The organism is Paenibacillus vietnamensis (assembly GCF_020169515.1).
GTDB lineage: Bacteria > Bacillota > Bacilli > Paenibacillales > Paenibacillaceae > Pristimantibacillus > Pristimantibacillus vietnamensis.
Genome location: NZ_JAHMHW010000007.1, coordinates 198,707 through 213,106, shown reverse-complemented (window position 1 = coordinate 213,106; position 14,400 = coordinate 198,707). Strand labels below are relative to the sequence as shown.

14 protein-coding genes are annotated in these 14,400 nt (G+C 55.9%); 9 read left to right on the top strand and 5 right to left on the bottom strand.

The features are described 5' to 3' along the window. Positions 1–46 precede the first annotated feature (46 nt). Positions 47–1,303 carry an alpha/beta hydrolase family protein gene (locus KP806_RS16180; RefSeq protein WP_224724744.1) on the bottom strand — a complete coding sequence of 419 codons (1,257 nt, stop codon included), beginning with the start codon at positions 1,301–1,303 and terminating at the stop codon, positions 47–49. 174 nt (positions 1,304–1,477) lie between these two features. Here KP806_RS16180 and KP806_RS16175 point away from each other — a divergent pair, with 174 nt between their 5' ends. The 4 genes from KP806_RS16175 (at position 1,478) to KP806_RS16160 (ending at position 4,727) form a co-directional block, all read left to right on the top strand. Next, positions 1,478–1,867, top strand: coding sequence for a hypothetical protein (locus KP806_RS16175; protein WP_224724743.1), 390 nt, complete (start codon positions 1,478–1,480; stop codon positions 1,865–1,867). 56 nt (positions 1,868–1,923) lie between these two features. Beyond that, positions 1,924–2,706, top strand: coding sequence for an ankyrin repeat domain-containing protein (locus tag KP806_RS16170; protein WP_224724742.1), 783 nt, complete (start codon positions 1,924–1,926; stop codon positions 2,704–2,706). A 160-nt stretch (positions 2,707–2,866) separates the two neighbouring features. Continuing rightward, positions 2,867–3,292, top strand: a complete 426-nt coding sequence (locus tag KP806_RS16165) for a MerR family transcriptional regulator (RefSeq protein WP_224724741.1) — start codon at positions 2,867–2,869, stop codon at positions 3,290–3,292. Between the two features lie 19 nt (positions 3,293–3,311). Beyond that, positions 3,312–4,727 carry a DHA2 family efflux MFS transporter permease subunit gene (locus KP806_RS16160; RefSeq protein WP_224724776.1) on the top strand — a complete coding sequence of 472 codons (1,416 nt, stop codon included), beginning with the start codon at positions 3,312–3,314 and terminating at the stop codon, positions 4,725–4,727. Positions 4,728–5,116: 389 nt separating this feature from the next. Here KP806_RS16160 and KP806_RS16155 read toward each other — a convergent pair whose 3' ends face one another. The 3 genes from KP806_RS16155 to pyk form a co-directional block, all read right to left on the bottom strand. Further along, positions 5,117–5,491, bottom strand: coding sequence for a hypothetical protein (locus tag KP806_RS16155; protein WP_224724740.1), 375 nt, complete (start codon positions 5,489–5,491; stop codon positions 5,117–5,119). Between the two features lie 252 nt (positions 5,492–5,743). Then, the gene (locus KP806_RS16150; RefSeq protein WP_224724739.1) at positions 5,744–6,040 is read right to left on the bottom strand and encodes a hypothetical protein; all 297 of its coding nucleotides are present in this window, start codon (positions 6,038–6,040) and stop codon (positions 5,744–5,746) included. An 88-nt stretch (positions 6,041–6,128) separates the two neighbouring features. Next, positions 6,129–7,544, bottom strand: a complete 1,416-nt coding sequence (gene pyk, locus KP806_RS16145; RefSeq protein ID WP_224724738.1) for a pyruvate kinase — start codon at positions 7,542–7,544, stop codon at positions 6,129–6,131. Positions 7,545–7,649: 105 nt separating this feature from the next. Here pyk and KP806_RS16140 point away from each other — a divergent pair, with 105 nt between their 5' ends. From KP806_RS16140 to KP806_RS16125, 4 genes are all read left to right on the top strand, one after another. After that, on the top strand, positions 7,650–8,411 hold the full coding sequence (locus KP806_RS16140; RefSeq protein ID WP_224724737.1) for a helix-turn-helix domain-containing protein: 762 nt from the start codon (positions 7,650–7,652) through the stop codon (positions 8,409–8,411). Between the two features lie 111 nt (positions 8,412–8,522). Next, complete coding sequence (locus KP806_RS16135) at positions 8,523–9,167, top strand: class I SAM-dependent DNA methyltransferase (protein ID WP_224724736.1); 645 nt, start codon at positions 8,523–8,525, stop codon at positions 9,165–9,167. A gap of 12 nt (positions 9,168–9,179) precedes the next feature. Then, the gene (locus tag KP806_RS16130) at positions 9,180–10,115 is read left to right on the top strand and encodes a PLP-dependent cysteine synthase family protein (RefSeq protein ID WP_224724735.1); all 936 of its coding nucleotides are present in this window, start codon (positions 9,180–9,182) and stop codon (positions 10,113–10,115) included. Then, entirely contained in the window at positions 10,112–11,245 is a 1,134-nt protein-coding gene (locus KP806_RS16125; protein ID WP_224724734.1) for a bifunctional cystathionine gamma-lyase/homocysteine desulfhydrase, read from the top strand. Before KP806_RS16130 ends, KP806_RS16125 begins: the two co-directional genes overlap by 4 nt. Before the next feature lie 370 nt (positions 11,246–11,615). On the opposite strand, the gene murI is transcribed toward KP806_RS16125, so the two are convergent. Then, positions 11,616–12,392 carry a glutamate racemase gene (gene murI, locus KP806_RS16120; RefSeq protein ID WP_224724733.1) on the bottom strand — a complete coding sequence of 259 codons (777 nt, stop codon included), beginning with the start codon at positions 12,390–12,392 and terminating at the stop codon, positions 11,616–11,618. A 220-nt stretch (positions 12,393–12,612) separates the two neighbouring features. Here murI and KP806_RS16115 point away from each other — a divergent pair, with 220 nt between their 5' ends. After that, positions 12,613–14,235 (top strand): copper amine oxidase N-terminal domain-containing protein, encoded by a 1,623-nt coding sequence (locus KP806_RS16115; protein ID WP_224724732.1) that lies wholly within the window; start codon positions 12,613–12,615, stop codon positions 14,233–14,235. Positions 14,236–14,400 lie beyond the last annotated feature (165 nt).

The window sequence follows — 14,400 nt, the reverse complement described above, 5'->3', positions numbered from 1 at the left end:
CGGAAGGTTAAGCTCATATGAAGGCGGTCTGAAGGTTTGCTGAATGCTATTCGGACGGCAGGCCGACCGTCACCTTCACCGTGTCCGATTCGGACGGCTGCAGCAGCGGCGACGGCTGATACTTTAAAGCCTGGTTAAAAAAAGCTAACGTATAATCGTTGATGATGCGATGGGCGAGCTTCGTCTTGATTTTGTCTTTGAGCATGAACGGAACCAGCGGGGAATACAGCGGGACATCGGTAAACGTATAGTGGGAAGCGCCCTTTAGCCATACGTAATAGCCCCCGCCGGCGAAAGCATGGCTTTGATTGAGGCCGAATATAGATAAGAAATCCGCATGCCGGTCGATTTCCGCTTGCGATACGCCGAGCTGCGCTCCGAATCCGGAGTCAGGCTCGAGCGGCTTCAGCTGCGAGTCCTCAAAAGGCTGAGCGGCCAGCTGCATAAACGGCTTGGAGAAGCCGGCAGCGGGAATTTCGGCGGTTCCCGTCAGTGTCCCGTCCAAATTGAGCGCCGCCATCATTCTCGGCTCGAGCAGCAGGGCCTGCGCGGCTGCCGCGCCTCCGATCGAATGCCCGAGCATGCCGACGCGCGACAGATCGGCCCGGCCGGCAAAGCTGTCGTCCCCTTCCGACAAGCGGATCCGCTCCAAGTAATCGAGTGCGGAGCCCCCGTCCTTCACCATCACCTCGGTTACAATCTTGTTCATGAAATGGAACTGGCCGAAGCTGGCGAGCTCGAACGGATAAGCGGCAATTTCGCGGCCGTCGGGAAAGACGGTTAGCAGAGACTGGTAAGGGTGCTGAATGGACACGACGATGTAGCCGTGCGAAGCAAGTTCTTCCATTTGGAACGTATTTTGAAAGCCGTACAGGCCAAGCCCGTGGGAGAAGAGCAGGACCGGATAGGACGCCTCCTTCCCGGCCGGCTCCGCGTTGTAGGAAGAATACGTTTTGACGGAGGTCAAATGCCGGAGCAGCAAGGAGGGAAGGTCCATGCTTTCCGCCATTTGCCGGATCAACTGAGGCATGTACGTGCCGTAGTTAGCGCGCGGCAAGTCATTGTCCGCCGCCGGATACCAGATTTGCAGGAACAGCTCTCTGCGGTCGCCGGGATCTGCGGTGAACGTCTCTCTTCGCGTTGAATCCTCGAGGTAGCGCGTAACGGTGCCGACTTCATACGGGCCGGTCGGCTTCTCGAACAATTTTGTCGGCAGGAAGTAATACAGCGCAGAGACGGCTAGCAGAAGGAGGAGGAGAAGAACGGAAATGGCAAGCCGGATAACACGTTTTCCGAGTTTCATGATACACACCCTTTGGACTATAATAGAGGTTGATTGGCAGGAAAAGTGTACAATAATTTCCAGAACAGGAATATGGCTAAAAGTCCAAATCGGGGCTGGACTTAAGTCGGGATGCAACTAAGTAAGCGCTTCATGCGTTTAGTAGTCAAGAAGATTGGAGAGGGGGCTTATGGGATGCGTTGGATTCCAGCCGCTAGAAGCGGCAGATGGTGGGTCTATGCGGGAGTCTCGTCGCTTGTTGTCACGGTTCTCATTTGGATCATCCGGTTTATGGTACTAGGTCAGCCGTTTACCGGCACGCTTGCGTTTCGTTTTTTGCTGCTCGCGGTTATTTTATCTTTTTTGTTCAGCTTTATGGGGTGGCTCGGGGCTTGCAGGCTATGGCTGCTTTCGAATATCGGCCTGGCGGCGGGCCTGATTCTGATGGCGGTTTATTCCCGCGATATGACCGGCTGGGAGGACTTGATCAGCTTCCTCGTTTTCCTTCAAGCGACAGCGGCGGGCTTTGTGCTGGGGCTGGTGGTCGAGGTGATTATGCTTATCGTTCGTGCTTCCAAAAAATAAGGGGGAATAGGGAAGAGCGCCGGGTTGGCGCTCTTTTTTTGAAAGGAGAGCATGATATGCACACGATCTATGAAAACGAACCGCTTGCGGCAGCCATGGTGCAAGCGATCCGCTGCGGGGATATCCCGTTATTGAAGCGGCTTTTATCCGAAAATCGGGAATTGGCTGCGGGCAGAGTGCTCAGCCGGACTAAGGGCCATGAATGCGGCGGAGCGTCCCGGTCTTGGCTGCACGTCGCAACCGACTGGCCCGGCCACTTTCCGAATGTCGCGGAGGCCGTGGCCGTATTGGTCGAAGCCGGTGCGGAAGTGAATGCCCGGTTCGAAGGCCCGCATGCCGAGACTCCGCTTCACTGGGCTGCCAGCTGCGATGACCTCGAGGCGCTGGACGCGCTTCTGGATGCCGGAGCCGGCATCGAAGCGCCGGGCGCCGTCATTGCCGGCGGTACGCCTCTGGACGACGCCGTCGCGTTCGGTCAGTGGAGGGCGGCGCACAGGCTCGTTGAACGCGGGGCCCGGTTTGCGCTTTGGCATGCAGCTGCGCTGGGGAAAATGGATGCCATAGAGGCTTATTTCGCCGGCGTTCCCCTTTCAGAGCGGTATCCGTGGGGGGCGAGCAGCACGCAGCCTCCGGACAAGGTCACTGCAGCCTTGTGGTGCGCCTGCCACGGCGGCCAGCGGAGCTCTGCCGAATATTTGCTCGCACGCGGCGCCGAATTGAACTGGATTTCCGTTTGGGACGGCTTAACTCCATTGGATGCGGCGAAGCGAAGCTCCGCCCTTGAGCTTGTGCAATGGCTGCGCGGTCAGGGCGCTAAATTTGCCGGCGAAATAAGATAAAGGCGGCGGATCAGGGCTCAGAAAATCGTGTTTTTCATCCGCAGCGAAATGAGCGGCGGCTCCTTCAGGGGCATCAGCCGTTTTTGCTCGCATTCCGAAGTTGACGTTGACGTTAACTGTAATGAGGATTATGTAATATAACGACGGAGGTGCGGTTATTTTGAATTTGTTGAAGATAGAAGAAGTAGCGAGACGTACGGGCTTGACGAAAAGGACGATCCGGTATTACGAGGAAATCGGTCTGATTGCCGCCCCGGAGCGCACGCAGGGAAACATCCGCCTGTACACGGAGGAGGATGTGGAGCGGATTCAGAGCATTTTGCTTATTAAGGAGGTGCTCGGCTTCTCGCTGCAAGAGCTGCAGCAGTATTTGTCTTATCAGGAGCTGCTCGATCAGCAGAAGCTGGAGTACCGGTCCTTGGAGGACCGCGAGGAGCGGAAGCACAAGCTGAACGAAATTTTGGCGGTTATCCGCAAGGAACAGGCGATGATCGAAGCCAAGCTTGCCCGTATGGAGCAGTTCAGACGAGAATTAAACGGTTATGAGACCCGAGTATTAAACGGGTTAAAACAACTGGAAGAATAGGAGCATACTTGTGGAAACCATGCATCAACAACGAGACGGCTCAGCTTTCCGGCTGATTATGCTTGCCGTGTTCTTCGGCAATTTTATGGCTTCGCTCAGCACGACCTCCATTAATGTGGCTTTGCCTGTTTTTATGGACGATTTTCAGGCGGACTTGAGTACGGTGCAGTGGATGCTGTCCGGGTTCATGATGGCCACCGGCGTTATCGCGCCGATCATCGGCTTTATGGGCGACAGATGGAGCTATAAGCGCGTTTATGTCATGGCTTTGACAGGCTTTACGCTTACGTCGCTGCTGTGCGTATTTGCCTGGAGCATAGAATCGCTCATTTCCTTTCGTATTTTGCAAGGGCTGTGCAGCGGTATTATTATGCCTACAACGATGACGATTATATATCAGACGATTGCAAAAGAAAAACAAGCCGCAGCGGTCAGCTTCTGGAGCATGTCCGCGATGCTCGCGCCTGCTCTCGGCCCGACGATCGGCGGATGGCTGACGGAGCTGTACGGCTGGAAAGCCCTTTTCCTCATGAATATTCCCGTAGGCGTAACGGCGGTGGCCGTCGCTGCGCGCTGCATCCCGAGCTACCGGCTAAGCCGCGGCATTTCGCTGGACTGGATCGGCTTCGGAGCGGTGCTGGCCGGAACAAGCTCGCTGCTGGTTGCGTTCAGCGAAGCGCATGAGTGGGGCTGGGCCGGATGGCAGACGCTTGCGTTAATTGCTGCGGGCGTCCTTATCTTGGCATACTTCGTGATCAGGACGCTGAAGGTCAGCAATCCGCTTTTGAATTTGAGGGTGCTGCAAATACCGGGATTCACGTACGGCCTTATCCTGAACTGCGCGATCACCGTTTCGCTTTATGCCGGGGCGCTGCTCGTCCCGATCTATATGCAAAACATTAAAGGGGCTACCAGCTTTGCAACCGGCATGGTTATGCTGCCCGGAACGCTTGCGATGGCGCTCGTCTCGATTCTTGCAGGGCGTTTATACGGCAAGCTGGGCCCGTCGAAGCTGATCCTGATCGGCCTTCTGCTAATGGCGGTTGCGACGTGGGAGCTCAGCTATGCGGGAACGGCAACCGGCGTCCTGTTCGTGACGATGTGGGTCGCCATCCGCTATATCGGCATCGGGTTCAGCAACATGCCCGTCACCAACGCCGCCATGTCGGCCGTGCCGAGCGTCAATTCCGGACATGCTTCAGCGGTTATGAACTGGATCAGGCAGGGGACCTCCGCCTTGTCGATCAGCTTGTTCAGCTCGATCCTGTCCGCGCGGACGATCGTTCACTTGAATGATTCCGGCGTCACGGAAACAATGGCGCTGACGCTGAGCGTGCAGGATGTTTTTCACTTGGGCACCGCGATCATTGTCGTCTCCGTGCCGCTTATCCTGCTGCTCAGAAAACCTAAGGCACAAGCGGTTGGCTCATCGTAAGTTTAGCAGGGGCTTGTGTTCTGCTCCGCTGCAATTTTGTACAGTAGAATGGGGCAATGATGAAGGCGTGTGTTATTCTGCTGCAGTTATTGCAGCGGATTAGTACAAAAACGGCTGTATGGAGCAGCGTGAGAGGGCTTCTGCTGCAGAAGTGCATTCCAGAGCGGAAAGATCGTCGTCATGTAAGGTATCTGCTGCACTTTTTACATCAGACGGCGATAGGAGTAGAGGTTCAACTAAAAAAACTGCCTGTCCGCACCGGATTACGGATCGCCCGCATCACGCGGGTTGATCGTCGAATCAGGTTGAAGGAAGGCAGTTTTTTTGCGAAACGGCTGACGTTCACAGGAAGGCGTCAGCCTATATTTTGTATCATTAACATTTTGTCATTAAAAAACTGGCGCGCTTTCCAGAGCGACTTTGATTTTGCCGTCCACCTCGAGCACCCTGACCCGAACCTTGCGTCCCGGCTGGTACTGGGGATAATTAACCATATAAATCAAAGTTCGGATGATGGTACGGTGCGGCTCGTCCTGGCCGCGTGGAATCGTCAAGCCGATAAATACTTCGGGGTGGCCGTTAATCTCGTTATTGGTTTGCGTGATGGAGCTGACGATCGCTTCGGCAGGCGTACCTTTCTTCCGGATGCGCTTGACTTCACGGTTTGTTTCGAACGACTGCCTGATCACAAAAAACGCAAGGAGCAACAGCGGCAGCGAAATAAGCATGCTGACGACCAAAATAACCATATCCAAGTTGTGCAAGAGCCTACCAACTTTCTTGTCGGGAAATACCTGGGAGCAGGTTTGATGTGATGTGTAAAACGCGTAAACTTGTACGCTTGTACATAAAGCGTAACACATGCCCTATTTGATGAAAATATTTCCAAAGTCTTAATATAAACTAGGACCATTCGTCTTTTTCCTGTACGGGCACGGATCGGCAAGCACGCGAAAAAGACGGACAGAGGCGCTTTCGCCCCCGTCCGTCTTCTCATCTGAACCAGGAAAAACTTCTTACAAGTAGGTAGTTTTCTTTACAAAACTTCTGGCCAGGCTGTCCCCCGCAAAATCCTTCGATGCAGGTTTATAGTCCTCCAGCACATCGATCAGGTAATCGTCGCCTGGCGTGCCGGAGCGGAAAATAAATCGGCGTTCGTCTTCGACCTGCACATCGTGCCCGCATTGCTTCAGGCATTCCGCGAAGTCCCGGAGCGTAGGCTCCGTATTCTCCTCCAAATAGATCAGTCCGGTCAACAGTTTGGCTTCGCTGCCGCGGATCACTTTGAAATACACGGTATGTTCTTTTTTCACCGTGGCACCTCCCTTGGATAGCTGGTCAAGATCCTTCTTTCTTCATAGGATCTTCAATCGCCGCAGAAGCATGCATTTAGCCGCGGAGCTAGACCTGTGCTACTTTAATCAGGTTCGTCGCGCCGGCTTGGCCGATCGGCACGCCCGCCGACAGGACGATCGTATCGCCGGAGCCGATCAGGCCGGTGGCAGCGGCATTGCGGGTGGCCGATTCGAACATTTCGTCCGTCGACGCAACGGCATCGCCCTTAACCGGAAATACGCCGGAAAGAAGGCAAATTTTCGGGATGACGTGGTCATGCTGGGTTACGGCGATAATCGGTGCCTCGGGACGGTACTTGGACACCATACGCGCGGTGAAGCCGCTCTCCGTTGAAGTAAGGATCGCCTTCGCATTCAGCTCCAGCGAGGAGCTGACGACGCCCTGGCTGATTACTTCCGTTGTATTCGTGCTGTGCTGCGATCTTTTCTTGGCGAACTGCTCCTTGTAGTCGATCATCGATTCCGCTTTTTGCGCGATGGAGGCCATCGTCCTCACGGATTGCACCGGATATTTGCCGGCAGCCGTTTCCCCGGACAGCATGACGACGTCAGCACCCTGCAGCACGGCGTTCGCTACGTCGCTGACCTCGGCTCTCGTCGGGCGAGGGTTAACCTGCATCGACTCAAGCATGTGGGTGGCGACGATGACCGGCTTGCCGACCAGGTTGCATTTGGTAATCATTTCGCGCTGCATCATCGGCACCTCTTCGATCGGCACCTCTACGCCCAAATCGCCGCGCGCGACCATAATGCCGTCCGACGCTTCGATAATCGCATCAAGATTGGACATGCCTTCTTCATTCTCGATTTTGGAGATGATCTGCACATGACCGGCTCCGGCTTCCTCGAGAATATGGCGGATTTCCAAAATATCCTCCGCTTTCCGCACGAATGATGCGGCGATAATCTCGACTCCGTGCTCCAGGCCGAAGTGAATATGCATGACGTCGCGCTCCGTTACGCCGGGCAGCGTCGTTTTGATGCCCGGCAGGTTGACGCCTTTTCTCGGTTTTAAGGTGCCGCCGCTGATGATTTCACAGACAATGTCGCTGTCATTTACCGCTTTAACCGTCAGATCCACGAGACCGTCGTCGATCAGAATCCGGTCGCCCGGCTTTACGACGAGCGGCAGCTCGGCATAGTTGACGGGCAGGCGAGTCGCATCGCCCAGCACGTCGTCGGTCGTCAGCACGAGCTCCTCGCCGATGACCAGCTCGCAAGAAGCTTCCTTCAGCTTGCCGATCCGCACCTCGGGACCTTTAATGTCCATCATAATCGGCACGTAAGCGTTCAGCTCACGCGCGGCTTGCCGTATATTTTGCATCCGTTTGATGTGATCTTCCAATTCGCCGTGAGCCATATTCAGTCTACCGACGGTCATGCCGGCCCGGATCATTTCCTTGAGGGTAGGAACGGAGTCGCAGGCGGGCCCCATCGTGCAAATGATTTTTGTTTTGAGCATGTGGTTGGCCTCCTCGTTTTTTTTATTGTAGCCCGGATGCTCCAAAGAGAATGAGAACTATAGTACAATGGATGAACTATAGTACAAAGATTAGGGGGGGTTACTATGCTGACCATTGCGGATGCGCATCAGGACAACGGTGCCGATTGGTACGAGGAGGGAACGGGGGCGGAAAGCAGCTTTCATCTTGCTCTCGTCACCTACGGAAAATGCGTCTATTGGGTGAAGCAGGAGAAGGTCATACTCGAGAAGGGCGATCTCCTGCTCATTCCCGGCGGCGTCCCGTATTACGGCAAAAGCATTCCGACCGTTCTCCATACCAAATATGTCGTCAACTTTCGCCGCACGGATGCGGAGGTCGCTCTTCCGGTGCTGCGGCTGACGGAGCCGGTCAATCGGCGCCTCGGCTGCTACGAGGTGGTTCTCGAGCGGCTGCGTTCGGTATTGCGCGGGTGGAACGAGAAGCCGCCTTACTACGAGCTGATGTCGCAGGCTTTGCTGACGGAAGCTTTGATCATGCTTAATCAGGAGCTGGACCGGGGAGCGATTCCTTCCGAGAAGCACCGCCGGGTGGAGAGCATGAAGCAGTATATTTCGACGCATTACCGGGGCAGGGTGACGAAGGAAGAGCTTGGCGACGTGATCAAGACGACTCCCAATTATGCGGCAACCTTGTTCAAAACCGTCACCAATCAGACGATCAGCGAATATGTGCACAACCAGCGCATCAAAACGGCGGTCTACATGCTGACGGAATCCCAGCTGACGATCGGGGAGATCGCCGATTATTTGGGCTATAACGACGTCTCTTATTTTCACCGGATCTTCAAGCGCAGCACGGGAAAATCGCCCTCCGACTACCAATAGAAACGCGGTTTTTCCAGAACTCTTTTTGCTGTCCATCATATGCTGTAGAAATACTAGCATAATTCCATATCCATAGTAGGATTTATTCCTTTGAAAGGATGGACGAGGGCGATGGGAAGAGAGTTTATCGAGCTGTTCGACCATTGGGCGGATCATTACGATGTTACGGTTCTGGGGCATGACGAGGAATATAGGGAAGTATTTGAAAATTACGATGCGATTCTCGAGGAGGTAGCGGAGCTGGCGAGCGGCACCGTCCTGGAGTTTGGTCCGGGAACGGGCAATTTGACGGAGAAGCTGCTTCGCCGGGGCGGCAGCGTGTATGCGGTGGAGCCGTCGCCGGGGATGCGGGCGCAGTTCGCGAGAAGGAGCCTGCAAGCGCAGCTGCTTGAGGGGGATTTTCTGCAGTTTCCGGACATTCCGGAGCAGGTGGACTCGATCGTGAGCACCTATGCCTTCCATCATCTGACCGATGAGGAGAAGGAGCAGGCCGTTGCTCATTACGCCGCAATGCTTGGGGTGGGCGGACAGATTGTATTCGCGGACGGGACGTTCCGGGACGAGGAGGCGAAGCGTCAGCTCGAGGAGGCGGCGCGGCATGCCGGCCATTTGAATCTGGTGAACGATATGCGCAGCGAGTATTTTACGACGACCGGTGTATTGGAGCGTATTTGCACGAACCATGGCTTTCATGTCACGTTTAAGCAGCTTAACCGCTATGTCTGGCTGATGCACGCCGTCAAAAAAACGGACTGAGGGGGAACGGGGATGGCGCTTTTCGGAAAGGTTCATGACAGAATTGGGGAGACGCCGCTCGTCGAGCTTACGGCGTTTCCGCTTCCGGCGGGAGTCCGGCTGTTCGCGAAGCTGGAGTTGGCGAATCCGGGAGGAAGCGTGAAGGACCGGCTGGGCATGGAGCTGCTTCGCGTGGCGCTCGAAAGCGGCGAGCTGAAGCCTGGAGGCACTTTGATCGAAGCGACGGCCGGCAACACCGGCATCGGCCTTGCTTTGGCTGCGGTCGGAAGCGGGATCAAAGCGATCTTTGTTGTGCCGGACAAATTCAGCATCGAGAAGCAGCAGCTGATGCGGGCGCTGGGAGCCACAATCGTGAATACGCCGGCGGCCGACGGCATTACGGGAGCAATCCGCAAGGCGGAGGAGCTGGTACTCTCGATACCGGGCGCTTACTCGCCCCGCCAATTTTCCAACCCGGCTAACCCGCAGACCTACTACAAAACGCTGGGACCTGAGCTGTGGCGGGATCTCGGCGGCAAAGTCGACGTGTTCGTTGCCGGAGCCGGATCGGGCGGCACATTTATGGGAACGGCGCTCTACTTGAAGGAGAAAAATCCGGCGGTCAAAACGGTCATCGTCGAGCCCGAGGGCTCGATCCTGAACGGAGGCGCCTCGGGGCCGCACCGGACGGAAGGCATCGGGGTCGAAAAGCTGGCGCCTTTCATGGATCCGAGCTACTTTGACGCCATTCATACCGTCACGGACGACGACGCGTTCCGGCGCGTCGCGGAGCTGGCCCGGCTCGAAGGGCTGCTGGCGGGCAGCTCGTCGGGAGCGGCGCTTCATGCAGCATTGTTTGAAGCCGGGCAGGCTGCACCCGGCAGCCATATCGTGACGATTCTTCCGGACGGAAGCGAGCGTTATTTGAGCAAGCAGATTTACGGAGGCGGGGGAGGTGCCCCGGCATGAAGCGGAAGACGAAGCTGATACACGGCGGACGGCCGTTCGACCCGCATACGGGAGCGGTCAGCGTGCCGATCTACCAGGTCAGCACTTATAAGCAGGATGATGTCGGCGTGCATAAGGGCTACGAATATTCGCGGACCGGCAATCCGACGCGCGACGCTCTGGAGGCGTATATCGCCGATTTGGAGGAAGGAGAGCGCGGCTTCGCCTTCAGCTCCGGAATGGCCGCGACGCATGCCGTGCTGTCCTTGCTGAATGCGGGCGACCACCTTATCGTAACCGACGACGTATACGGCGGCACTTACCGGATCGTCACGAAGGTGCTCTCCCGTCTCGGGTTGGAGGCCGACTTCGTGGATACGACGGATACCGATGAAATCGAAAATGCGCTGCGTCCGAATACGAAGGCTATTTTTGTGGAAACGCCTACAAATCCGCTGCTGAAAGTAACCGACTTGGCGGCGGTATCGCAGCTTGCGAAAGCGAAAGGGCTGCTGCTGATCGTGGACAACACGTTCGGCACCCCGTATTGGCAGACGCCGCTCACTCTCGGGGCGGACATCGTGCTTCATTCGGCGACGAAGTATCTCGGCGGCCACAGCGATGTCGTGGCGGGGCTGGCGGTCGTGGCTGACGGGCAGGTCGGGGAAAAGCTGCATTTCGTGCAAAATGCCGTCGGCGCCGTGCTCGGGCCGCAGGATTCCTGGCTGGTCATGCGCGGCTTAAAAACGCTCGGCCTCCGCATGGAGGCCCACGAGGAAAACGCGCGGGCCATCGTCGCAAGCTTGGCCGTGAATCCCGCGGTAGGCCGCATTTATTATCCCGGGCTGGCGGACCATCCCCAGCATGAGCTGGCAAAGCGCCAGGCGCGCGGGTTCGGCGGCATGATTTCCTTCGATGTCGGCAGTGCGGAGAAGGCGGCTGAGGTCATACGCAGGCTGAACTATTTTACGCTGGCTGAAAGTCTGGGGGCGGTGGAGAGCCTGATTTCCGTGCCTGCGCGCATGACGCATGCCTCCATTCCGAAGGAGCGGCGCGAGCAGCTTGGCATTACGGACGGCTTATTGCGCATCTCCGTCGGCATCGAAGACGCCGAGGACCTTGTGGCGGATTTGGAGCAGGCTTTGCGGTAAGATGGCGGCGCGGCGGCCGGTGCGGACATACGATCCGTTATTTCGATAAAGTGACGGGATTCCGCTACAAAATTGGACCACAGCTCCGCTATTCCGCACAAATGCCGCCCAACAGAGCTCAAAAGTGCGCATTAGCGAAACTGCAGTCCGTTACCCCGTCAAAACATGCTTTTTTCACGAAATAACGGAACCACGGTCCGTTTGAGTATGGCTGGGGATTACTGCGAGCGGAGAAAAATTTCTGCTATCGAATAACGGAACGACGGTCCGTTGGAGGAAGGCTAGGCAATCGGAGTGATTGCCTAGCCTTTTCTTGCGCGTGTAGAGCAGCCCGGCACTAGGCCGGCCGCGAGGCAGATTGCTGCGCGCTTTAGGATTCCCGTTCCAGAAGCATAGCGAGCGCGGTTTGCATTTTATCGATATAGGCAGGCTCGCCGCCCGTACACATGAAACGGACTTGGCCGCTGCCGCCGCGGCCCGTAATGCCGAAGCGGCTCACGAGCGCGGACAGCCGTTTGACGGTGCCGACGTTGCCGTCGACGATTTCGATATGGGCCGGCAAAATCGAGCGCAGGATGTCTTTATAAAAAGGATAATGCGTACACCCGAGCACGATAATGCCGTATTCGTTCAGGTCGTAGCCGGACAGCTTCCGCAGAAAATAGTCGGCCATCACGTCCCGGTCGAACTGAAGCGCTTCGCAATAATGGACGAGCTCCGGCAGCGGAAGCGAATCGACAATCCCCTTCTCGTCCACCCTCGATACGAGCGCATAATATTTAGGCAGCTGAAGTGTTAACGGCGTAGCGAATACAAGCACCCTCTTGCCGGTTGCTAGATTCATTTCCACCGCAGGCTTGACGGCCGGCTCCATTCCGACGATCGGCAGGGAATAACGATCCCTCAGGTCTGCGATCGCGATGCTTGTCGCAGTGTTGCAGGCGACGACGAGCGCATCAATGCCTTGCTCCATCATTTTGCCGACGCTTTTAAAAATATATTGCTTGACGTCCTCCTTCGGCTTCGTGCCGTAAGGGACATGCAGCGTATCCGCCATATATAGAAAATCCTTGTCGGGAAGTCTCCGAATCGCTTCCGCGAGCACCGTAAGCCCCCCGATCCCCGAATCAAAAAAACCGATTTGCATGTCGTATCTCCCGTAGTGTTCTGTAATCGATGCTCTATTAACGATAAAGCAGATTGCCCAGGCGAGCAATACTACTATCATACCTGTTTTTGAGCCGACTGGCACCCTTAAACTTATTCGATAGGAGCGGACAAGCCGGCAAATGACGGCGCAACTTAATCCGCGGCTTCCACGTCTTACTATTGCTGGGTGATATCATCCAATTAATTGGAGGGAAACGATGGCACGATTTTTTCAACTATTTAATAAAAAGAAAACAGCTCCCGCCGCCAAAAGCTCTCTTGCCTTCCTGCTCGCCGCTGTTCTCTTCCTGGTGGCGCCATCCGCCGCTCTGGCTGCGGAGACGGCCGTAAGCGCATCGTCTCAAGCCGAAATCCGGACCAAAGAGCAAGCTGCCGCGCTGGCCCGGGAGTTCAGCCTCATGCCGGAGGGAGCCGTCATCGAGGAGGTCAAAAGGCAGGCCGTGCCGTACGATTGCTGGCGCGTAGCGTTCGTAGGGCCGGATCGGGACCGGGAAGGACGGGTTATTAACTTCGGAGAAATTCTCCTGCAGGCGAAGGACGGCGCTTTAGCCGGCTTTTCCGCCCACTATTGGACGAAAGACCGTGACATAACCTGGATTTACGGGCCCGAATTCGACCTGTCCAAACAAAAGGTAGACAAAGTCCAGGCGGCAGCTATTGCCGAAGCCTTTATTAAAGGCCTTCCATGGGAGCTCGACGCAGAGTGGATGCCGAACCCCTATCCGGAATCGGAATACCGTACACGCGCTGACGACAAATCTCTGCACAAAATCAATTTCGACCGCAGCGTGAACGGAATCAGGGTTCACTCGCAAAGGTTCAGCGTATTTGTCGACCGGATTACCGGCGAAGTCGCTTCCTATGAAGTCTATTGGGGCAAAATGGACTTCCCGGCGCCTAATCATCTGTTAAGCAGGGAAGAAGCCGCGCTGACGTTAGTCCGGCAAGTCAATCCTTACTTGCAAATGACCGAATTCGGCGATCAGCACGAGCCTGCGTACGCGCTGCAGCCATTGTATTCGCTTGATGCCGTAACGGGCGAGCTGCCGGCAGACCGCAATCCGCCTGCGCCGGAATCCGGTTATAAGGGGAAACCGGCTTTGCGGATTTCAAAGGAATATGCAAAGCTTCTGCTCCTGTCGCAGTACGATCTGGAGCTTCAATATCAGTATTTGAGCGCCACGAAGGCGGGATTGTACTACCGGCTGGTCGTTAAGCCGGATGTACCGCTGTTTTACACGGGAGCCCCGCCAGCGCTCAATGCCGTCACCGGGAAATGGACGTTCATTTATCAGGATTCGGCACCCGAATCCCTTCCGGGGCCGGGCGATTGGCTGGCGGATGCCGTCTCATCGCCAGAAAGCATCGATTACCCGGCGGCCGTCGTGCTGAACGACCGGCTGCTTCCGCTTCAATCCGATCCGGTCATCTTGAAGGGAACGGTACTCGTGCCGTTCCGGGAGCTTCTGCAGAAGGAGCTGAATGCTTCAATTACGTGGGACGCCGCGGCCAAAAAAGTGACCGCAAAGTCGAAGGATACGCGGCTGGAGCTTACGGCAGGCAGCAGAACGGCCTATGTAAACGGCAAGCCGTATGCGCTCGGCGTTCCTGTGCAGCTTATCAACGGCAGGGTCTATATTCCGGTTCGATTCGCCGCTCAGGCTTTGGGAGCCAAGGTGGAATGGATCTCTTCCTCCAGACTCGTCCTCATCCGCACCGGACCGGAAACGGCAGAGCAGCCGTCCGAAGCACGGCTGAAGCAGCTCCGCTGGGAAGCACAGCTGAATTGGACGGCCAGACGTTATGGCGTCCAGAAATAAAGGCTGTCTGCATCAGGGGATTGTGAAATGGCGCTGCGCCGTTTTGCAGTCTCCTTTTTTTCAATTTGCTTGGAAAATTTTATTAAAATGCACTAATAAATAATTTTTAATAAAATTGGGAAGGATTGTGAACGCTTATGGTAGAATTAAGGGAATGCACCCGGA